This window comes from Pseudomonas sp. PDM24 (genome assembly GCF_019218905.1).
GTDB lineage: Bacteria > Pseudomonadota > Gammaproteobacteria > Pseudomonadales > Pseudomonadaceae > Aquipseudomonas.
The window spans coordinates 738299-759528 of sequence record NZ_JAHUWR010000002.1; the positions used below are offsets into that span (position 1 = coordinate 738299).

A 21230-nucleotide genomic window follows, 5' to 3' on the forward strand; every position below is an offset into this window, starting at 1 on the left:
TTGCATGGAAGATCGGTAAACTGCCCAGAGCCTTATTCCGGAGAGTCTTTCATGGTTAACAGTTGGCGTGTGCAACAAGCCGCACGAGAAGTTCGCGCCGGGGCGGTCATTGCCTATCCAACCGAAGCTGTCTGGGGCCTGGGTTGTGACCCGTGGAACGAAGAGGCGGTGGATCGTCTGCTGCTGATCAAGGGACGGTCTGTGGATAAAGGTCTGATTCTGGTGGCCGACAATATTCGCCAGTTCGACTTCCTCTTCGAAGACTTCCCTGAATTGTGGATGGACCGCATGGCCAGCACTTGGCCGGGCCCCAACACCTGGCTGGTGCCGCATCAGAATATGTTGCCCCAGTGGATTACCGGTGTGCATGAAACGGTGGCGTTGCGGGTTAGCGATCACCCATTGGTGCGGGATTTGTGTGCGTTGGTCGGGCCGTTGGTTTCAACCTCGGCCAACCCTCAGGGGCGGCCGGCGGCGCGGACGCGGCTTCGCGTGGAGCAGTATTTCCGCGGGCAGCTTGATTGGGTGCTGGGCGGCAATCTGGGTGGGCGCAAGAATCCGAGCGTGATTCGTGATCTGGCGACCGGCCACGTTGTGCGCCCGGATTAAGACCTGTGGTGGCCCCATTCGCGAGCAAGCCCGCTCCCACAGTAGATTTTCAGTGAACACAGGCTTTGTGTTCGACATTGATCCAGTGTGGGAGCGGGCTTGCTCGCGAAGAGGCCCTTACAGGCAGCACAAATCTCAGGGCAATAAAACCGTCGAGCCAGTCGTACGCCGCGCCGACAATTCGGTCTGTGCTTTGGCCGCTTCAGCCAATGGATACCGCTGACTGATGTCCACCGTAAGCTTCCCGCTGATGATCATCTCGAACAGCTCATCGGCCATGCTTTGCAGGTTTTCAGCGTTGTTGGCGTAGGTCGCCAGAGTCGGTCGGGTCACGTACAGCGAACCCTTCCCCGCGAGAATCCCCAGATTCACGCCATCCACTGCGCCCGAAGCATTACCGAAACTCACCACCAGCCCCCGAGGCGCGACGCTGTCGAGCGATGTCAGCCAGGTATCTTTGCCTACACCGTCGTACACCACCGGCACTTTTTTACCATCAGTCAATTCCAGCACCCGTTGTGCGACGTTTTCATGGCTGTAATCGATGGTCGCCCAGGCACCCTTGGCTTTCGCCAGGGCGGCTTTCTCTGCTGAACTGACCGTGCCAATCAGCTTCACGCCCAAGGCCTTGGCCCATTGGCAGGCCAGGGAACCGACGCCTCCGGCTGCTGCGTGGAACAGAATGGTTTCGCCACCCTTGAGTTCATACGTCTGACGCAGCAAGTACTGCACGGTCAGGCCTTTGAGCATCACGCCGGCGGCTTGTTCGAAGCTGATGGCATCAGGCAGATGTACCAGATTGGCTTCCGGCAATACATGAACGTCGCTATAAGCACCCAATGGGCCGCTGCCGTACGCCACGCGATCGCCGATCTTGAAGCGGCTGACTTCGCTGCCGACTGCTTCGACCACACCCGCACCTTCAGCACCCAGGCCTGACGGCAAGGAGGGTGGCGCATAGAGGCCACCGCGGTAATAGGTGTCAATGAAGTTCAGGCCGATAGCCTTGTTGGTCACGCGCACCTGCAGCGGGCCGGGTTCGGCGGGCTGGTAATCGACATGCTCAAGCACTTCGGGACCGCCATGGGCGCGGAACTGGATACGCTTTGCCATCTGCACTTTCCTTAGGTCTTGGATTCTAGAGTTGTAGCGCGAAGCGTTCTATCGAACCCCCAAGCTTGATCTTCGTCAACTGCGACGGCACAAGATGCGGTGTTATCCTACGCAGCAATTTGCCGCCGGCCTGTATGAGCGCCGCGTAGCTTTGCCCGATTCAAGGTGATGCCATGACTACCCGCACCGAGGCCGTAAAAGCCTACCTGCTCGACCTGCAAGACCGCATTTGCGCTGCCCTGGAAGCTGAAGACGGCGGCGCGCGTTTCGTCGAAGACGCCTGGACCCGGCCTGCCGGTGGTGGCGGTCGCACCCGGGTGATCGAAAACGGCGCGGTCATTGAAAAAGGCGGCGTCAACTTTTCCCACGTCTTTGGCAGCGGTCTCCCACCCTCCGCCAGCGCTCATCGGCCAGAACTGGCCGGCCGAGGCTTCGAAGCCTTGGGCGTGTCTTTGGTGATTCACCCGCACAACCCCCATGTACCGACGTCCCACGCCAATGTGCGCTTTTTCATCGCTGAAAAAGAAGGTGAAGAGCCGGTCTGGTGGTTCGGTGGCGGCTTCGACCTGACCCCTTATTACGGTAATGAAGAAGATTGCGTGCACTGGCACCGCGTCGCCGAACAGGCCTGCGCGCCGTTCGGGCCAGACGTCTACCCGCGCTACAAAGCCTGGTGCGACAGTTACTTCCACATCAAGCATCGCCACGAGCCGCGTGGCATCGGCGGCCTGTTTTTCGATGACTTGAACGAGTGGGACTTCGACACCAGCTTCGCCTTCATGCGCGCCATCGGCGATGCGTTTATCGACGCTTACCTGCCGATCGTGCAGCGCCGCAAGAACGATGCGTTCACGGCCAAACAGCGTGAGTTCCAGGAGTTTCGCCGTGGCCGTTACGTCGAGTTCAATCTGGTCTATGACCGCGGCACGCTGTTCGGCCTGCAATCGGGCGGGCGTACCGAGTCGATCCTGATGTCGCTGCCACCGCAAGTGCGCTGGGCCTACGACTGGAAAGCCGAGCCGGGCAGTGAAGAAGCGCGCCTGACCGAGTACTTCCTGCAAGACCGCGATTGGTTGGCCAAGGCCTGATCCCAGGGTTTGAGTTTTTGCATCGTCGGGGCTGTAGTCAAGATCGCAGCCTTCGGCAGCTCCTACGGTTGAGGAATGTAGATGGATCGTTACGTCGTATTCGGTAACCCGATTGGCCACAGCAAGTCGCCGCTGATCCACCGTCTGTTCGCCGAGCAGACAGGGCAAAAACTGGACTACAGCACTTTGCTGGCGCCCCTCGATGATTTTTCCGGCTGTGCCCAGGCATTTTTCCGCGCAGGGCGTGGGGCGAATGTGACGGTGCCGTTCAAGGAAGACGCCTATCGTTTGGCGAACAGCTTGACCAAGCGGGCGCAGCGGGCCGGCGCAGTGAATACCCTGAGCAAACTGGCCGATGGCAGTTTGCTGGGCGACAACACCGATGGCGCCGGGCTGGTGCGGGATCTGACGGTCAATGCCGGTTTCAGTCTCAAGGGTAAACGCATCCTGCTGCTCGGGGCCGGCGGTGCGGTGCGCGGGGCTCTGGAGCCGCTGCTGGCGGAGCAACCGGCGTCAGTGATCATCGCCAACCGTACGGTGGAAAAAGCCGAATTGCTGGCGCAATTGTTCGCGGATCTGGGGCCGGTGTCGGCCAGTGGCTTCGATTGGTTGCTGGAACCGGTGGACCTGATCATCAACGCAACGTCTGCCAGTCTGTCAGGCGATGTACCGCCGATTGCCAGCAGTTTGATCGAGCCGGGCAAGACGGTTTGCTACGACATGATGTACGGCAAAGACCCGACCTCGTTCTGCCGCTGGGCCAGTGAACATGGGGCTGCCGTGTCGATGGATGGCTTGGGTATGTTGGCCGAGCAGGCGGCGGAAGCTTTCTACCTGTGGCGCGGTGTGCGCCCGGATACGGCGCCGGTGCTGGCCGAGCTCCGACGCCAGCTAGCCGCGTAACCCCTGTAGGAGCGAGGCTTGCCCGCGAAGAACGATGATGCGGTATGCCTGAATCACCGCGGCGCTCCCTTCGCGGGCAAGCCTCGCTCCTACAGGGGGCTGTGTTTCAATCTTCGAATCGGATCGGGCATTTCTCTGCGCCTTCGAGCTTTCTCAATTCCTCCACCACCTGCGGTCGTGCCCGCCGCAGGGTCAGGCTGCGATCCTGGCGCAGCAGTCGTCGCGCTTCCTGATGCAGCATTTCCACGCCCGAATAGTCGATGAAGTTGATCTGCTGCGCCTCGATCACCACCCGCGCACCGTGCATCCGTTGCAGGCGCACTTGCAGGTAATGGCTGGCGCCGAAGAAGATCGAGCCGCCAACTCTTAGAATGTCTTCGTCGCCCTCACGCCAATGCTGCACCCGAGGTTGCGAGGTGCGTTTGAGGTAGAAGAACAGCGAAGCCAGCACTCCAGCGTAGATCGCTGTTTGCAACTCCAGCAACAGCGTCGCGACACAGGTCAGCGCCATGACCAGAAACTCGGCACGGCTGACCCGCAGCAAGGCGCGAATGCCGCGATGGTCAACCAATCCCCAGGCGATCAACAAAATGCTGCCGGCCATGGCCGGGATCGGGATGTGCGCGATCAATACCGCGCCGAAGATGGCGAACAGCGCCACCCACACCGCGGAAAAAACGCCCGCCAGCGGTGAGCAGGCACCGGCGTCGTAGCTCAGGGCCGAGCGGGTGAAGGAACCGGCTGACAGCGAGCCGGAAAAAAACGCACCGACCATGTTCGAAAAACCCTGGGCGCGGACTTCTTGATTGGCGTCGAGCAACTGCTGGGAACGCGCCGACAAGGAGCGGGCAATCGACAGGCTCGTCACCAGCCCGAGCATGCCGACCGCTACCGCGCTGGGCAGCAGGCGCAACACCAGGTCCAGATCCAGCGGCAGCGGGCTGAAGGGCGGCAGCCGTCCGACAAAGGCGCTGACCAACTGCACATGGCCGAACATCGCTGGCCATAGCCACACCAGCGATCCGCTCAAGGCCAGAGCGATCAACAGCGTCGGCCAGCGCGGCACCAGCAGCTTCAACGCGATGCCCACCCCGACCGTGGCCAGGCCCAGTACCAGCGAGGGTTTGTCCACCTCACTGAGATGACTGAACAGCAGCAGCAGGCTGTTCAGCGCCGTGGCCTGGTTGGGCACATCCAGCCCCAGCAAGTTCGGCAGTTGCCCAATGGCAATCACCACCGCTGCGCCAAGGGTGAAGCCCAGCACCACCGAGTGAGAGACGAAGTTCACCAAGGCGCCGAAACGCAGCAAACCCAGCAGCCACTGGAAAATGCCCGCCAGGAGTGTCAGAAGCAGGATCAGCGTGACGTAGTCCTGCGACCCGGGGACGGCCAGAGGACTGATGCTGGCATACAGGACGATGGAAATGGCCGCCGTAGGACCGCAGATCAAATGCCACGACGAACCCCAGAGGCAGGCGATCAGCACCGGGATAATCGCGGCGTACAACCCGTATTCCGGTGGGAGACCGGCGATCAGGGCGTAGGCAATCGATTGTGGCAACGCGAGAATCGCGCCGCTCAGGCCGACAATCAGGTCACGGCCGACGCTGGCGCGGGTTTGCCGGGGCAACCAGGTCAGGAAGGGGAAGAGTGAATGACGGCTGGGGAAGGCCATGGGTCCTCTCGGGTGGGATTTTGCGCAAGGGTAGCAGGACCGACGCGGATCGTTCTCACTGTGGGAGCGGGCTTGCTCGCGAATGCGGGGTGTCAGTCGACACAAATGCCGGATTTGATGGCCCCTTCGCGAGCAAGCCCGCTCCCACATTAACTTAGAGTTTGGCTTTCACCGCCGGCAATGCATCCTTTCCATCCACTGTCTTCACCCCGTCCAGCCACTTATCCAGCACCGCCGGGTTGGCCTTGATCCACGCCTTGGCCGCGGCGGCATTGCTGATCTTTTTATTCACCACCTCGGCCATGATGCTGTTCTCCATTTCCTGGGTAAAACTCAGGTTGGTGAGCAGTTTGCCGACATTCGGGCAGGCCTGTGCATAACCTTTGCGGGTCAGTGTATAAACGCTGCCGGTGTCACCGAAGTATTTCTCGCCGCCCTTCAGGTAATGCATTTTCAGCTGTACGTTCATCGGATGTGGCGTCCAGCCGAGAAAGGTCACGAACTTCTGTTTCTTCACCGCCCGAGACACTTCGGCCAGCATCGCCTGCTCACTGGACTCAATCAGTTTCCACTGACCCATATCGAAGTCGTTCTTCTTGATGATCTCTTGCAGCGAGATGTTCGCCGGGGCGCCTGAGCCGATGCCATAGATCTTCTTGTCAAACTTGTCGGCGTACTTGTTCAAGTCATTAAAGTTATGCACACCCGCGTCCCAAACGTAATCCGGAACCGCCAGCGTGAACTCGGTGCCATCAAGGTTCTTCGCCAGTTGCGTAACGTCGCCATTGGCCACGAACTTGTCATAGAAACCCTGCTGCGCCGGCATCCAGTTACCCAGGAACACGTCCACCTGGCCATCCTTCAGACCGCCAAAGGTGATCGGCACCGCCAGCGTGTCGACCTTGGCCTTGTAGCCCATGCCGTCCAGCAGAAACCCGGTGATGGCGTTGGTTGCAGCGATGTCGCTCCAGCCAGGGTCGGCCATTTTCACCGTCTCGCAGCTTTGCTCGGCATAGGCCGAGGCACTGCCCAGAGCCAGAAGCCCGACCGTCAGTACTGTGGATAACCTTTGCATGGACTTCCCCTTAACATTATTGGTTTTGGCAGGGTTGTGGATAACGTGCTTTGCGTTCCAGATCGTCGAGGTCGATGTGGTTGCGCATGTACTGCTGGCTGGCGTCCACCAGCGGCTGGTGATCCCAGCTCTTCAGCTTGCCGATCGTCAGGGCGTCGGCGACGAAACGCCGGCGTCGCTGGCTGGCGAGCACCTGTTGGTGGATCGCCGGGATATCCCATTTGGCCCGCGCTTCGGCGAGAAACTCTTCGAAAAGCTGCCGATATTGCGGCGATTGGCTAAGTTCTTCCTGTTCCTTCGGATCGTTATGTACATCGAAGAGTAGGCATGGGTCGTCTTCGCTGTAGATGAATTTGTAAGCACCGCGGCGAATCATCATCAACGGGCTGATGGTGCCCTCAGCCATGTATTCACCGAAAACTTCATCGTGACCGCCCTGCCCTTGCAGATGCGAAACCAGCGAGCGGCCGTCCAGCGGCAAACCCGGCTCCAGCGAGCCACCGGCCAATTCCACAAAGGTCGGTAGCAGGTCGGCAGTGGACACCGCTGCGCTGACCCGCCCAGCCCCGAATTGCCCTGGTGCACTGATCAACAGCGGTACACGGGCAGCCATTTCGTACCAGTGCATTTTGTACCAGAGGCCGCGCTCGCCGAGCATGTCGCCGTGGTCACCGGAGAAGACGATGATGGTGTCATCGATCAGCCCGGTTTCCTCGAGTGTTTGCAGAAGTTTGCCGACGTTGCTGTCGATATAGCTGCACGCACCGAAGTAGGCGCGGCGCGCGTCGCGAATCTTATCCACAGGCAGAGGCTTGTCCCACAGGTCATAGACTTTGAGTAATCGCTGGGAGTGAGGATCAAGTTGATCCTGTTCAGGTGTTTCGGGCAAAGGGATGTCGGCGTCGTCGTACATATCCCAAAAAGCTTTGGGAATCGTGTACGGATCGTGTGGGTGAGTCATCGACACGGTCAGGCAGAACGGCTGATCGCCCTCCTCGCGGATGTGGTCGAACAGGTATTGCTGGGCCTTGAACACCACCTCTTCGTCGAAATCCAGCTGATTGGTGCGCACGCAGGGCCCGGCTTGCAGGACCGACGACATGTTGTGATACCAGGTTGGACGCACATCCGGCTCATCCCAGTTCACCGACCAACCGTAATCGGCCGGGTAGATGTCGCTGGTCAGGCGTTCTTCATAGCCGTGCAACTGGTCCGGGCCGCAGAAATGCATCTTGCCCGACAGCGCGGTGCGGTAACCCAGGCGCCGCAGGTAATGGGCATAGGTCGGTACATCGGCGGGGAAGTCGGCCGCGTTGTCGTAGGCGCCGATCTTGCTCGGCAACTGACCGCTGACCAGAGTAAAACGCGACGGCGCGCAAAGAGGGCTATTGCAATAAGCGGCGTCGAACACCACGCCTTCAGCGGCGAGGCGGCTGAGATTCGGCAGTCTGATAGGCGAAGGGCCGTAGAACGGCAACATTGGCGCGGCCATTTGATCGGCCATGATGAAAAGAATATTTTTGCGCTTCATGTGATCGCGGCATTCCATAGTGGATATTTATGCGAGAGTGCTGTGATCGAGCATGGAGTCCATAATCTTTGTGGTAAAGCCCATGCCAGGCAATGACTAGGATAAGCACAGCTTATGTATGACGCCCTCGGTGATTTGTCCCTGGACCTGCTGCGTGCCTTTGAAGCCGCGGCCCGGCAGCGCAGCTTCACCGCGGCCGCGGTGGAGCTCGGCACCACGCAACCGGCCATCAGCCAGCAGATCAAACGATTGGAAGAACAGCTCGCTACACGGTTGTTCGACCGGATTTATCGCGGTATCGAACTGACCGAGGCCGGGACCATTCTGTTCGAGCAAGTTCAGCTCGGTTTGCAGAATATCGAAGCAGGATTGAGCGCAATCAGCGCACAACAGCAGCACGAAGTGTTGCAAGTGGCCACCGACTTTGCCTTCGCCGCGTACTGGCTGATGCCGCGTCTGCATCGCTTCCATACCGCCAACCCTCAAGTGGACGTCAGTCTGGTCACCAGCGAGCGTAGCCACAACATGCTGCGAACCGATATCGATGTGGCGGTGCTGTTCGGCGATGGCCGGTTCAAGCAAGGCGAGAGCCATTGGCTGTTCAGCGAAGAGGTGTTTCCGGTGTGCAGCCCGCTGCTATTGAAGGACCGCGCCCTGCCCTTGCCGGCCCAGTCATTGCTGGAGTTTCCGTTGTTGCACTTGCGAGGCGAACACAGCAGTAACTGGTTCGACTGGAGCGGCGTGTTTCGCGAGCTGGGGATCACCTCGGCCCCGGCTCCGGGGCAACTGCGCTTCGACAATTACACCTTGCTGATTCAGGCGGCGATTGGCGGCCAGGGCGTTGCGATCGGGTGGCGGCACCTTGTGGATAACTTGTTGACGCAAGGTCTGTTGTGTCGCCCGATTGCCGACACGGTGATTTCCAGGCTGGGTTATTACGTGGTCCTGCCCCAGCGCAAACGGCGTGGGGCGTTGATTCAGCTGTTTGTGGATTGGTTGATGGCGGAACAGGCCAGCAGTGCGCAATCGCTCAATGGTCTTCCTTTGCCTTCGATTGCGGTGTAAAGCTAAAGCGAAAAGATCGCAGCCTTCGGCAGCGCCCACAGGCGCGTAGGAGCTGCCGAAGGCTGCGATCTTTTACTATTCCGAAGTCCCAACAAAACTCACATGCTCACCCACATGCAGGTTCAGGTGCAGCTCATCGGCAATCCCTATGGCTACCCTGTTCAATTGTTCCAGCGCTGCGGCCAGACCAGGTTCCAGGCTACTGCTGACGTGACTGAAATGCTCGATGGTCAGCCCGGGCACGCGGCGTGGTGCATTGACCAAGGTCCAGTGCAAAGAGCTGCTTTGTAGAGACTCGCGGATTTCTTCGGCGGCGTGGCGTTGCAACGGGTCTTCGATTTCCGGGTCGTCCAGTACCTCGAAATCGCCCACCACAAACAGCCGGGCAATACCTGCGGCCTGCATACCGTCGATCAGTGCATCCACCGCCAGCACCTCCTCGACCGGGCCGGGCACGATGGATTTTTCGATGTGTTCACTGTTCATCGGCAACCCTGGCGCATCGAGCAGGCAGATCACCGCCGAGCAGCCGGCCACGCTCTGCTTGACCCGCTTGGCATCGAACAGGTCACCAGCCTTGGTGCGTAAACCCGGGCGCGGCGCGAGCGCGTTCAAGTCATCGAGAATCGCGATCACTTCATGCTGGCGCCGCAGCATTTCAGCCATCAGCGCACTGCCCAGGCTACTCATGGCACCATAAAGCACCACCTTCACCACTGAGGTTTCGGCATTTTTCATGGATGTGCTCCGTACTTGCTGCCTATATAGCGTGTGACCTGCGGGAAGCGGGGTGGGTTCGACAAGTAGTTTTAGAGGGGGTTGAGATGCAACAGATCAAGGGTTACCACGCCCATGTCTACTTCGATGCCAGCACCCTGCCACAGGCACGGGCCTTGTGTGAGCAGGCCGCGCAATTGTTTCCACTGAAAATGGGGCGCATGCACGAACGCCCGGTGGGCCCGTACCCGGACTGGAGCTGCCAATTGGCTTTCGAGCCGCAATACATTGGCGAGGTGTTGCCGTGGCTGGCGCTCAACCGCAAGGGGTTGGTGGTCTTCCTGCACCCGGACACGGGCGACGATCTGCTCGACCACACCGAACATGCGATCTGGATGGGCGCGATCCGGCCGCTGAACCTGTCTGTTTTCTGATCAGAGTTGTTCTTGGGCCTCGCCGGGCAAGTGCTCGTCCAGATGCAGCCAAGGCAAACGGCTGTCGGTCCAGATATGCCGCTCGGCCGGCGCCTGCTCGGGATGGTCGAGGGTGGCGATGGTCACATCGATGCTCTCGGGGCTGAGCTGCGTTACCAGCGCCAGTTGCGCCCCACAGTTTGGGCAGAAATACCGCACGCAAGTGGATGAAGATTCGTACCGCGACGGCGTACCTGTCACCCAGGTAAATGCCGAAGCGGGCACGGTGATCCAGGTGGTTACGATCCCGCCGCTGACCCGTCGGCAAATCGAGCAATGGCAGTGTGCAATGTCGTGCAATGGCCCGCTGAATTGATAGCGCATTTGTCCGCAGTGGCAGCCGCCAGTGTGAAGTTTGCCCATGTCTTTTGCTCCTGACCCCGTGTTTACGGACTCTCAACCCGGCCGACGACCGGTCGTACATTCGGTCAATGCTTTCACTCGCGAAAGCTGGCTGAAAGCTTCCCCGATTAGGATCGCCCTCACTGCCGGCAACAGACCGGTTGGCCAATGCGAGTGCTTTATCGCCCGCCCGGTCCATTAAACAACAACAATGGTGATTCTGATGTCCGCTACTACCCGCCTCTTCGCTGTCACTCCGCCCGTACGTCTCGTGCTTCCCGTTCTGCGCTGACCCCATCCGGTTCGCCATTCCCTAGCCGCGCTACGCCTGGAGTATTCCTATGCTGACTTTCCTTGGCTTCGCCATGGTCATCACGTTCATGTACCTGATCATGACCAAGCGCCTGTCCGCGCTGATCGCTCTGATCATCATCCCGATTATCTTCGCCCTGTTCGGCGGTTTCTCGCCGAAGATCGGCCCGATGATGCTTGAAGGCATCACCAAGCTCGCGCCGACCGGCGTGATGCTGATGTTCGCCATTCTCTACTTCGCCCTGATGATCGACTCCGGTCTGTTCGACCCGGCCGTGCGCAAGATCCTTAAACTGGTCAAGGGCGACCCGCTGAAAGTTTCGGTCGGTACCGCCGTACTGGCGCTGATCGTGTCCATGGACGGTGACGGCGCGACCACTTACATGATCTGCGTAGCCGCCATGCTGCCGCTCTACAGCCGCATCGGCATGAGCCCGCGGATCATGGCCGGTCTGATCATCCTCGCCGGCGGCGTGATGAACATGACCCCTTGGGGTGGCCCGACGGCTCGTGCGGCCAGTGCTCTGCATGTCGACCCGTCCGCCATTTTCGTACCGATGATTCCGGCGATGCTGGCCGGCGTGGTGGCGATCCTGGCAATCGCCTATTTCTACGGTAAACGCGAGCGTGCACGTCTGGGTGAACTGCACCTGGTCGGTGATGAAGTCGATCACAGCGAAATCAGCGTTTCGCAGTTCCCGGATGCCCGTCGTCCAAAGCTGATCTGGTTCAACGGGGCCTTGACCCTGGGACTGATGTGCACGCTGGTCGCCGGCCTGTTGCCGCTGCCGGTGCTGTTCATGGTGGCGTTCAGTATCGCGATGATCGTCAACTACCCTTGCCTGCAAATGCAGAAGGATCGCGTTGCGGCCCACGCCGGTAGCGTGCTGGCGGTGGTCGGGTTGATCTTTGCCGCGGGTATCTTCACCGGTATCCTGTCGGGCACCGGCATGGTCGATGCCATGTCGAAAAGCCTGCTGGCGGTTATCCCCGATTTCCTCGGCCCGTACCTGGCTGTGATTACCGCGCTGGTGAGCATGCCGTTCACGTTCTTTATGTCGAACGATGCATTTTATTACGGCGTGTTACCGGTACTTGCCGAAGCCGCCAGTCATTACGGTATAACCGCGGTGGAAATGGCACGTGCCTCGATCGTCGGTCAGCCCGTCCACTTGCTGAGCCCGCTGGTACCATCGACTTATCTGTTGGTGGCGCTGGCCGGTATCGAATTCGGTGATCATCAGCGGTTCACCCTGAAGTGGGCAGTATTGGTTTGCCTGTGCATACTGGTCGCTGCGTTGCTGATGGGGATTTTCCCGCTGTTCAGCACTCTATAAGCCCAAGACTCACCATGACGGGTCCAGGCTTTGTTGTTTGAAGCCTGGGCCCTTTGTGGTTTAAACACTCGCTCAAAGGAATACACATGGAATGGCTGACCAACCCTGAAATCTGGGTTGCCTTCTTCACCCTGACAGCCCTGGAGATCGTCCTGGGCATCGACAACATCATCATGATCTCGATCCTGGTCAGCCGCATGCCCAAACACATGCAGGCGCGCACCCGGATTTTCGGCCTGGCGCTGGCCATGATCACGCGGATCCTGTTGCTGCTGTCGATCACCTGGGTCATGCGCCTCACCTCCGACCTGTTCGAAGTGTTCGGCCAGGGTATTTCCGGGCGTGACCTGATCCTGTTCTTCGGTGGTCTGTTCCTGCTGTGGAAGAGCTCGCAAGAGATGTACCACGCGCTGGAAGGTGAAGATGAAGTCGGCGACGAGCCTTCGGGCAAGGGCGGCAATTTCCTGTACACCATCATCCAGATCGCGATCATCGACATCGTGTTCTCGCTGGACTCGGTGATCACCGCGGTGGGCATGGTGTCCCACGTACCGGTCATGGTTGCGGCGATTGTCGTAGCGGTACTAGTGATGATGTGGGCTTCTGGCACCATCAGCGAGTTCATCGACAAGCACCCGTCGCTGAAGATGCTGGCGCTGTCGTTCCTGTTGCTGGTCGGTACCGTGCTGATTGCCGAATCGCTCGACGTGCACTTGCCAAAAGGCTACGTCTACTTCGCCATGGCGTTCTCGCTGGCGGTGGAAGCGATCAACATCAAGATGCGCACCGCGATGATGAAAAAGAGGAAGCAGCAGGAGCCAGTGAAACTGCGCAAGGATGTTCCGGGGCAGTAACCCGACTCTGTGTGGGAGTTAGCCTGCCCTGTAGGAGCGAGGCTTGCCCGCGAAGGCGGTGTGTCAGTTAACAACAATGTCGACTGACACACCGCCTTCGCGGGCAAGCCTCGCTCCTACAGGCCGGTTCGCTCCCACATTTGTTTGCTCAATGTGCTATCTGTACGCCCCCTTTCTCTCCTCTACAGCAAACTGTTTTCATGACAGTTTTGTTTCAATCGCCTCTTTAGCTATGCGATGCTGGCGCCCAGACCGTTAGCCAACTACAGCTTATGTACAGAACGTAGAAAAACGCGCGGCACCGTCGACTTGCCCCACTGGGGCGCTACCACCACAGGGGGCCTGTATGCTCACCCTGCTCAATTTGTTATCAGCCGTGGCCCTTTTGATCTGGGGCACGCACATTGTCCGAACCGGCATCCTGCGGGTTTATGGCTCCAACTTGCGCCACGTGATCGCCCATAACATGTCCAGGCGCTGGCTGGCGTTTGTCGCCGGGATCATGGTGACCGCCATGGTCCAGAGCAGCAATGCCACCGCCATGCTCGTGACCTCGTTTGTCGGTCAGGGCCTGATGGCGCTGACCCCGGCCCTGGCGACCATGCTCGGCGCCGATGTGGGTACCGCGCTGATGGCGCGGGTTCTGACCCTCGATCTATCGTGGCTGTCGCCGCTGCTGATTTTCCTCGGGGTGATTTTCTTTCTGTCACGCAAGCAAACCCGGGTCGGACAGATGGGCCGGGTCGGCATTGGTCTGGGGCTGATCATTCTGGCGTTGCAACTGATCGTCGAGGCCGCCGCGCCGATCACTCAGGCGCAAGGGGTGAAGGTCATCTTCGCCTCCCTGACCGGCGATATTCTGCTCGATGCCTTGGTCGGCGCGCTGTTTGCGATGATTTCCTACTCCAGCCTGGCCGCCGTTTTGCTGACCGCGACCCTCGCCGGTGCCAGCGTGATCAGCCTGCCAGTGGCCATCGGCCTGGTGATCGGCGCCAACATCGGCAGCGGCATTCTGGCTTTCCTCAGTACCAGCATGCAGAACGCGGCCGGCCGTCAGGTGGCGCTCGGCAGCCTCTTGTACAAACTGATCGGCCTGCTACTGATCATTCCGGTGCTCGACCCGTTGGTACACTGGATCGACAGCCTCGACTTCAGCCCTCAGGAAATGGTCATCGGCTTCCACCTGCTCTACAACACCGTGCGTTGCCTGATCCTGTTGCCCAGCGTCGGGCCGATGGCCAAGCTCTGTGCGTGGTTGCTGCCAGAGCGGCCGGACATCAATGGCACAGCCAAACCACGGCATCTCGACCCGACCGCCCTGGTCACCCCGAGTCTGGCGCTGGCCAACGCTGCCCGAGAAACCCTGCGCATCGGCGATCTGGTCGACAGCATGCTCGAAGCCATGCTCGACGTGCTGCGCGGCAAACAGACCGCCGTCACCCAGGAAATTCGTCGCCTGACCGATGATGTCGAAGCGCTCTACAGCGCCATCAAACTCTATCTGGCGCAAATGCCCCGCGAAGACCTCAGCGAACAGGACAGCCGGCGCTGGGCGGAAACCATCGAGCTGGCGATCAATCTGAAACTCTCCAGCGACCTGATCGAGCGCATGCTGCGCAAGGTTCAGCAGCAGAAAACCTCGCAACGCCGGTCTTTTTCCGAGGTGGGCCTGGAGGAGTTGGCGGGGCTGCACAGTCAGTTGATTTCCAATCTGCGTCTGGGGTTGTCAGTGTTTCTTAGTGCCGACCTGGAAAGTGCCCGTCAGTTACTGCGTGAGAAACGTCGCTTTCGCGCACAGGAGCGCCGTCTGGCCCACGCTCATGTCAGCCGTTTAAACCGTAAGATCGTACAAAGTATCGAGACCAGTTCGCTGCACCTGGAACTGATTGCTGACATGAGACGCTTGAATTCGTTGTTCTGCAGCAGCGCCTATGCAGTGTTGGGTACTTCGGATACTGGCGCTCTGGCGGTCGACGATTTGACTGACATCACTCATTCACCCTGAACGTCCACAGTTGCCTGAAGTCTGTTGAACTTACGCGGGTCGTACGGAAATTCGTTATGCGTTGTTTGCTGTTCGCTTGTCTGCTGCTCGGCTCACTGCCTTCATTTGCCCTGGATCGCTTTCAGGTCGAGGGCTACACGTTGCGCAACGGCCTGCAATTGGTCCTCAAACCGGGCACCGAGCGCGGGCATGTGGCGATCCGGTTGGTGGTTGGCGTAGGCCGGGATGATTTCAGCTGTGCCGACAAGGAGCTGCCGCATCTACTCGAACATCTGCTGTTCAGCGGCATCGACGCCACCGGCGAAGGCGGTCTGGAAGAGCGCATGCAGGCCTTGGGCGGTGAGTGGAATGCCTACACCAGCAATGCCGACACGACCTTCGTCATCGAAGCCCCGGCGAAAAACCAGCGCAAGGTCCTCGACCTGTTATTGGCGCTGCTGACCCAGACCCGTATCGACGACCCTGCGATCAACGTCGCCAAGCAAGTGGTCGAGCGCGAAGACGGTGGTCATTACTCGCACCTGCAACGCTGGCTGGATCGCCAGGACCTGGGTCATACCGCCAGTAATCAGTTGGCGGTGGAGCTGGGCCTCAAATGCCCCGAGCGCGCGCAAGTCGATCACCTGACCCGCGAGCAATTGGAGAAGGTGCGCAAGGACTGGTATGCGCCCAACAACATGACCCTGATCGTGGTCGGCGACCTCGACCGCCTCCTGCCGGCCTATCTGGAACGGGCCTATGGTGCGCTCGAAGCGGTTGAGCCTAGCGCTCACCTGCCGCTGCCAGACATTCAGGCCAGCGCGGCCCACGAGCGCAATTTGAGTAACGGTTTCGTCGGTGGCGGTGCCAAATTGCATTGGCTGGTGCCGGAGCCGGTGCTGGAAGACCTGCATGACGAAACCTTTGACCTGCTCAAGGACTATCTGGACTGGGCGCTCTATCGCCAATTGCGCCTGGCCCATGGGTTGTCCTACGGTCCCTCGGCCGAGCGCGAGGTATTTGGCGGGGTGGGCTTCATGAGCCTGAACGCCGACCTCGATCGCGACGACGTGCTGGCAGCGGAACAGGTGCTGGATGAGCTTAAAGCCGATCTGCTCAAGAACGGCCTCGACGCCGCCACCTTCGCCCGTCTCAAGCAAGCCGCCATCGCTCGTCAGGCCTGGGCCGTGCAAGGCAACAGCGCCCTGGCGGACTATTACTGGAGCGCCCTTGGCGACTACGAGGATGGCCATTTCGTCAACCCGGCCAAGGCACTGCAAGACGTGACCCTGGCCGAGGCGAACAAGGCAATGCGCGAATTGCTGCTGCAACCGGGGTATCTGCGGATCGAGAAGCCGCTGATGAGTTATGACCAGGTGATGTGGACGATTGTCGGGGGATTTGGACTGATGGTGCTCGGAATATTGGGTTGGCGCGTTCACCGCAGAAAGCAATGATTTCCCTGTGGCGAAGGGCAAGCCCCCTCGCCACGGGGCCCCTCGGGCGGTACCCTGTCGAGGATTTTTCCCACGACTATTGTGAATCGCCGAATGCCGAACCTGACCCTGTACGTACAGCGCCTCCTGGAGTTGATGAAGCGCTATCCCGGGGTCATTGCGCTCGGCGGTTTCATTTCAGGGGTCGGCAGCTTCATGCTGGTGGATCGCCAACAAGGTCTGGCGACGTGGATCACCACCATCATGCTGATCAGCTGGGTCTGGTTGATGCTGGAAAACAGCCTCACCAAGCTGTTCGCCAGGGTCTTCAAGCGCGAGATACCCCAGCCACTGCTGCGTTACGCAACGCAGATGATCCATCAGGAAAGCCTGTTCTTCGTCCTGCCGTTCTTTTTAATCACCACCACCTGGAACAGCGGCCAGTTGTTCTTCACTGGATTACTGAGCATGGCGGCGCTGATTTCGATCATCGACCCGCTCTACTACAAATGGCTGGCACCGCGCCGCTGGGCGTTCTTGGCGCTGCACACACTGACCCTGTTCGCGGCCCTGTTGACCGCCCTGCCCGTCATCCTGCACCTGACCACCGCCCAAAGCTTCAAGCTGGCGCTAGGCATTGCCATGCTGCTGTCGTTCCCGAGCCTGGCCTCGATCTTCCCGATTCGCACTGTGCGCAATGCGCTGGCGATCCTCAGCATCACCGTCGGCATCGGCGCCGCCGGTTGGGTGCTGCGCTCCTGGGTGCCACCGGCGACGCTGTGGATGACCGATGTGGCGATCAGCACCCAAATGCAGGACCGCACCCCCGGCAAGAGCCTGGAAGAAGTCAGCGCCGAGCAGATTCGCGGAGGTGGGCTGTACGCGTACACCGCGATCAACGCTCCGCGGGGTCTGGCCGAGCGGATTTATCACGTCTGGATGTTCAACGGTAAAGAAGTCGACCGTATCCCGCTGGACATCAACGGGGGGCGCAAGGAAGGCTACCGCGCCTGGACCCACAAGCAGAACTTCCCCGGCAACCCCGCAGGCAAATGGCAGGTTCGGGTGCTGACTGAAGACGGTCAGTTGATTGGCGTGTTGCGCTTCAAAGTCATGGACAGCACACCCATCAAAGAAAAGTAACGCGGTTCGTGCTATTAGTCAGATCTGCGTAATAGCCGAACAAGCACGGAGCTTATGACTAGCAGCACAACGCCTGGCAGTGCCCGACTGGACACCTCGCACAGCCCTGCCCTGTTGCGGGTCACGGGTGACTGGACGCTCGCCCATTACGCCGACCTCAGCCGCCTGAGTGAAAAGCTCCGTGGCCAATACGACAACAACACCCACATCGATCTCAATGGTCTCGGCGCGCTCGATACGGCGGGTGCGTCATTGCTGGTGGAGTTGCTGGGAGCCGAGCGTCTGGGCAAATCTGCCGAACACCCCGATTGCACCCTTTCCTCCGCTGATCGCGCCTTGTTGCAGACGGTGTATTGCTCGCTGACCGATTTCTGCGTGCCGATCAAAGAACCGGAAATCAGCGTCAGCATTCAACTGCTGACCCGCATCGGCCGCGCGGTCGATGCTGTTTGGCAGGACACGTTGCAACTGTTGGGTTTCGTCGGCCTGATCCTGGAAACCATCGCTCGCGGGCTGTTTCGTCCCAAGCGCTGGCGCCTCACGCCGATGGTCGCCCACATCGAACAGACCGGCCTCGACGCGGCCCCCATCGTCGCCTTGCTGACCTTTCTGGTGGGCGCTGTGGTGGCGTTTCTCGGGGCGACGGTGCTGGCGAGTTTTGGCGCGAGTATTTTCACCGTGGACCTGGTGGCGTTCTCTTTTCTGCGGGAGTTCGGCGTGTTGCTCACGGCGATCCTGATGGCGGGCCGCACCGCCAGCGCGTTCACCGCGCAGATCGGTTCGATGAAGGCCAATGAAGAAATCGACGCGATCCGCACCCTGGGCCTCGACCCGATGGAGTTGCTGGTAGTACCCCGCGTCCTGGCGTTGCTGGTGGCGCTGCCGATGTTGACCTTTCTGGCGATGGTGTCAGGGATTGTCGGCGGTGGCGTAGTCTGCGCGCTGTCGCTGGATATCTCGCCGGCGATGTTTCTGTCATTGCTGCAATCGGACATCGGCGTTCAGCACTTTCTGGTGGGGATCGTCAAAGCGCCGATTTTTGCGTTCCTGATCGCCGCCATCGGCTGCCTCGAGGGCTTCAAGGTCAGCGGCAGCGCCGAGTCCGTCGGCGCGCACACCACGTCCAGTGTGGTGCAGTCGATTTTCGTGGTGATCGTGCTCGACGCCGTGGCTGCGTTGTTTTTCATGGAGATGGACTGGTGAGTCGTTTACCCCGAGCGCCTTCAGAGGCAGTGATCGAAGTCCGTGGGCTGTGTAATCGCTTCGGCCGCCAGAGCGTGCACGAGAACCTCGACCTGGACTTGTACAAGGGCGAGATTCTGGCGGTGGTCGGCGGTTCCGGCAGCGGTAAATCGGTGCTGCTGCGCAGCATTGTCGGCCTGCGTCAGCCCAGCGAAGGGCTGGTGAAGGTCTTCGGCAAGAACTTGCCGAGCCTGTCGGAGCACGAGCGCTCGCTGGTCGAACGGCGGTTCGGTGTGTTGTTCCAGAAAGGCGCCTTGTTCTCTTCGCTCACCGTGACCGAGAACGTTGCCCTGCCCCTGATTGAACACGCCGGCCTGAGCCGTGCCGACGCCGAGCATCTTGCGGCAGTGAAAATGGCGTTGGCCGGGCTGCCGTTGTCGGCGGCCGACAAATACCCTGCTTCGCTGTCCGGTGGCATGATCAAGCGCGCGGCCCTGGCCCGAGCACTGGCGCTGGACCCGGACATCCTGTTTCTCGACGAGCCCACCGCTGGTCTAGACCCGATTGGCGCCGCGAGTTTCGATCAACTGATCCTGACCCTGCGCGATGCCTTGGGTCTGAGCGTGTTTCTGGTGACCCACGACCTCGACACGCTCTACACCATCACCGACCGGGTGGCGGTGCTGGCGCAGAAAAAAGTGCTGGTGGCGGACGCCATCGACAAGGTGTCGGAAACCGATGATGCGTGGATTCACGAATACTTCCATGGCCCTCGCGGCCGCGCGGCGCTGACGGCCGCTAACCAGCTCAACGAGGTCTGACATGGAAACCCGAGCCCATCACGTATTGATTGGCCTGTTCACCGTCATAGTGGTGGCAGGCGCCCTGCTCTTCGGTCTGTGGCTGGCCAAATCCAGCGTCGATACCGAATTCAAGGATTACGAAATCGTCTTCAACGAGGCGGTCAGCGGCCTGTCCAAGGGCAGCGCCGTGCAGTACAGCGGGATCAAGGTCGGCGACGTGGTGATGCTGCGCCTGGACCCGAACGATCCGCGCCGGGTGTTGGCGCGGATTCGCCTGGGCGGAGACACTCCGATCAAAGAAGACACTCAGGCCAAGCTGGCGCTGACCGGGATCACCGGGACCTCGATCATCCAGCTCAGCGGCGGCACGCCACAAAGTCCGACGCTCAAGGGCAAGGACGGCAATTTGCCGACAATCGTTGCATCGCCCTCGCCCATCTCTCGATTGATGAACGACAGTAACGACCTGATGACCGGTGTGAACGTGTTGATGCAGAACGCCAATCAGATGTTTTCTTCGGAAAACGTCGAGCGCATCAGCAAGACCCTTGAGCATCTGGAGCAAACCACCGGCACCATCGCCGACCAGCGCGGCGACATCGGTCAGGCCATGCAGCAACTGGCGTCGATCGGTAAACAGGCCTCCGCCACACTCGAACAAACCGCTGCGTTGATGCGCAACGCCAACGGCCTGCTCAACGATCAGGGCAAGCAGATGTTTGGCAGTGCCGAGCAAGCCATGAAGTCCCTGGAACAAAGCAGCGCGACCATCAACACGTTGCTCTCCGCCAATCAGGATTCCCTCAACAGCGGCATGCAGGGCCTCAATGGCCTGGCACCGGCGGTGCGTGAGCTGCGCGATACCTTGAGTTCGTTGCGGACCATTTCCCAGCGGCTTGAGGCCAACCCCAGCGGTTACCTGCTGGGCAGCGACAAAAACAAGGAGTTCACGCCATGAAGCTGGCTCATCTCGCCCTCCTCGCCGGTTTTGCGTTGGTCGCTTCCTGTTCGATTTTCCCCAAGACCGAGCCGTCCGATGTCTATCGACTGCCGTCGGCCCAGCGCGACGCATCGGCCCATCACGGCACGCCGCAGCGCTGGTCGTTGCGGCTGGCCAAGCCTCAAACCAGCGAAGCCTTGAACAACCCGAAAATCGCCGTAATCCCTCAGGGTGATCTGATCAGCAGCTACAAGGCTTCACGCTGGAGCGATCCGGCACCGGTGCTGTTGCGCAATCGTCTGCTCGATGGTTTCCAGCGTGACGGTCGCGTGCCGTTGCTCAGCACCGATGACAGTAATTTCCAGGCAGACCTGGAACTGGGCGGCAACCTGCAAGCGTTCCAGACCGAGTACCAAGGCACGGCGGCGAGTGTGGTCGTGCGCCTGGATGCGTTGTTGGTGCGTGGGTATGACCAGCGAATCCTCGCCAGCCGACGCTTTGAAGTGCGTCAGCCGTTAAGCGATGTGAAGGTGTCGGCGGTGGTGACCGGTTTTGGTCAGGCCAGCGATCAATTGACGGCGCAGGTGGTGGCTTGGACGGTGGAGCAAGGTCAGAAAGTTGCGCCGCCGCTGAGGCCATAAAAGTCGG

General features: G+C 60.0%; 20 protein-coding genes. 14 read left to right on the top strand and 6 right to left on the bottom strand.

Annotated elements, in window-relative coordinates; all coding sequences use genetic code 11:
- The first annotated feature begins 51 nt into the window (after positions 1 to 51).
- Positions 52 to 609: an L-threonylcarbamoyladenylate synthase gene (locus KW837_RS11260; protein WP_218395727.1), complete on the top strand. Its 558-nt coding sequence runs from the start codon at positions 52 to 54 to the stop codon at positions 607 to 609.
- A 135-nt stretch (positions 610 to 744) separates the two neighbouring features.
- Here KW837_RS11260 and KW837_RS11265 read toward each other — a convergent pair whose 3' ends face one another.
- The gene (locus tag KW837_RS11265; RefSeq protein ID WP_218395729.1) at positions 745 to 1722 is read right to left on the bottom strand and encodes an NADPH:quinone reductase; all 978 of its coding nucleotides are present in this window, start codon (positions 1720 to 1722) and stop codon (positions 745 to 747) included.
- 173 nt (positions 1723 to 1895) lie between these two features.
- Between KW837_RS11265 and hemF the strand changes: the two genes are divergently transcribed.
- Both hemF and aroE read left to right on the top strand, forming a co-directional pair.
- The gene (hemF, locus tag KW837_RS11270) at positions 1896 to 2810 is read left to right on the top strand and encodes an oxygen-dependent coproporphyrinogen oxidase (protein ID WP_007902928.1); all 915 of its coding nucleotides are present in this window, start codon (positions 1896 to 1898) and stop codon (positions 2808 to 2810) included.
- Positions 2811 to 2891: 81 nt separating this feature from the next.
- Positions 2892 to 3713 carry a shikimate dehydrogenase gene (gene aroE / locus KW837_RS11275; RefSeq protein WP_218395731.1) on the top strand — a complete coding sequence of 274 codons (822 nt, stop codon included), beginning with the start codon at positions 2892 to 2894 and terminating at the stop codon, positions 3711 to 3713.
- 106 nt (positions 3714 to 3819) lie between these two features.
- Here the strand turns inward: aroE and KW837_RS11280 are convergent, their stop codons facing one another.
- The 3 genes from KW837_RS11280 to betC all read right to left on the bottom strand — a co-directional run bounded on the left by KW837_RS11280 (position 3820) and on the right by betC (position 7994).
- Entirely contained in the window at positions 3820 to 5388 is a 1569-nt protein-coding gene (locus KW837_RS11280) for a SulP family inorganic anion transporter (RefSeq protein ID WP_218395733.1), read from the bottom strand.
- A 154-nt stretch (positions 5389 to 5542) separates the two neighbouring features.
- Entirely contained in the window at positions 5543 to 6463 is a 921-nt protein-coding gene (gene choX / locus KW837_RS11285; protein ID WP_218395735.1) for a choline ABC transporter substrate-binding protein, read from the bottom strand.
- 16 nt (positions 6464 to 6479) lie between these two features.
- Positions 6480 to 7994 (bottom strand): choline-sulfatase, encoded by a 1515-nt coding sequence (betC, locus tag KW837_RS11290; RefSeq protein ID WP_218395739.1) that lies wholly within the window; start codon positions 7992 to 7994, stop codon positions 6480 to 6482.
- 114 nt (positions 7995 to 8108) lie between these two features.
- Between betC and KW837_RS11295 the strand changes: the two genes are divergently transcribed.
- Positions 8109 to 9059 (top strand): LysR family transcriptional regulator, encoded by a 951-nt coding sequence (locus tag KW837_RS11295; RefSeq protein WP_218395741.1) that lies wholly within the window; start codon positions 8109 to 8111, stop codon positions 9057 to 9059.
- A 75-nt stretch (positions 9060 to 9134) separates the two neighbouring features.
- Here the strand turns inward: KW837_RS11295 and KW837_RS11300 are convergent, their stop codons facing one another.
- Positions 9135 to 9797, bottom strand: coding sequence for an NAD(P)-dependent oxidoreductase (locus tag KW837_RS11300; RefSeq protein WP_218395743.1), 663 nt, complete (start codon positions 9795 to 9797; stop codon positions 9135 to 9137).
- Positions 9798 to 9883: 86 nt separating this feature from the next.
- On the opposite strand from KW837_RS11300, the gene KW837_RS11305 reads away from it, so the two are divergent.
- Positions 9884 to 10210, top strand: coding sequence for a DOPA 4,5-dioxygenase family protein (locus KW837_RS11305; protein WP_218395746.1), 327 nt, complete (start codon positions 9884 to 9886; stop codon positions 10208 to 10210).
- Here KW837_RS11305 and KW837_RS11310 read toward each other — a convergent pair whose 3' ends face one another.
- Entirely contained in the window at positions 10211 to 10612 is a 402-nt protein-coding gene (locus KW837_RS11310; protein WP_218395749.1) for a GFA family protein, read from the bottom strand.
- Positions 10613 to 10932: 320 nt separating this feature from the next.
- On the opposite strand from KW837_RS11310, the gene KW837_RS11315 reads away from it, so the two are divergent.
- The 9 genes from KW837_RS11315 to KW837_RS11355 all read left to right on the top strand — a co-directional run bounded on the left by KW837_RS11315 (position 10933) and on the right by KW837_RS11355 (position 21223).
- Positions 10933 to 12240, top strand: coding sequence for a CitMHS family transporter (locus KW837_RS11315; RefSeq protein WP_218395752.1), 1308 nt, complete (start codon positions 10933 to 10935; stop codon positions 12238 to 12240).
- 86 nt (positions 12241 to 12326) lie between these two features.
- Positions 12327 to 13094, top strand: a complete 768-nt coding sequence (locus tag KW837_RS11320; RefSeq protein ID WP_192345206.1) for a TerC family protein — start codon at positions 12327 to 12329, stop codon at positions 13092 to 13094.
- Between the two features lie 346 nt (positions 13095 to 13440).
- Entirely contained in the window at positions 13441 to 15099 is a 1659-nt protein-coding gene (locus tag KW837_RS11325; protein WP_192345207.1) for a Na/Pi cotransporter family protein, read from the top strand.
- A gap of 56 nt (positions 15100 to 15155) precedes the next feature.
- Positions 15156 to 16535: a pitrilysin family protein gene (locus KW837_RS11330; RefSeq protein WP_218395755.1), complete on the top strand. Its 1380-nt coding sequence runs from the start codon at positions 15156 to 15158 to the stop codon at positions 16533 to 16535.
- 93 nt (positions 16536 to 16628) lie between these two features.
- A complete protein-coding gene (locus KW837_RS11335) occupies positions 16629 to 17657 on the top strand; it encodes a DUF5924 family protein (RefSeq protein WP_218395758.1) in 1029 nt (342 codons plus the stop codon).
- Positions 17658 to 17711: 54 nt separating this feature from the next.
- Positions 17712 to 18860, top strand: a complete 1149-nt coding sequence (locus tag KW837_RS11340) for an ABC transporter permease (RefSeq protein WP_218395760.1) — start codon at positions 17712 to 17714, stop codon at positions 18858 to 18860.
- Entirely contained in the window at positions 18857 to 19660 is an 804-nt protein-coding gene (locus KW837_RS11345; protein ID WP_008007958.1) for an ABC transporter ATP-binding protein, read from the top strand. Before KW837_RS11340 ends, KW837_RS11345 begins: the two co-directional genes overlap by 4 nt.
- A 1-nt stretch (position 19661) precedes the next feature.
- Positions 19662 to 20600, top strand: coding sequence for an MlaD family protein (locus KW837_RS11350; RefSeq protein WP_192345211.1), 939 nt, complete (start codon positions 19662 to 19664; stop codon positions 20598 to 20600).
- Positions 20597 to 21223 (top strand): ABC-type transport auxiliary lipoprotein family protein, encoded by a 627-nt coding sequence (locus KW837_RS11355; protein WP_218395763.1) that lies wholly within the window; start codon positions 20597 to 20599, stop codon positions 21221 to 21223. Before KW837_RS11350 ends, KW837_RS11355 begins: the two co-directional genes overlap by 4 nt.
- Positions 21224 to 21230 lie beyond the last annotated feature (7 nt).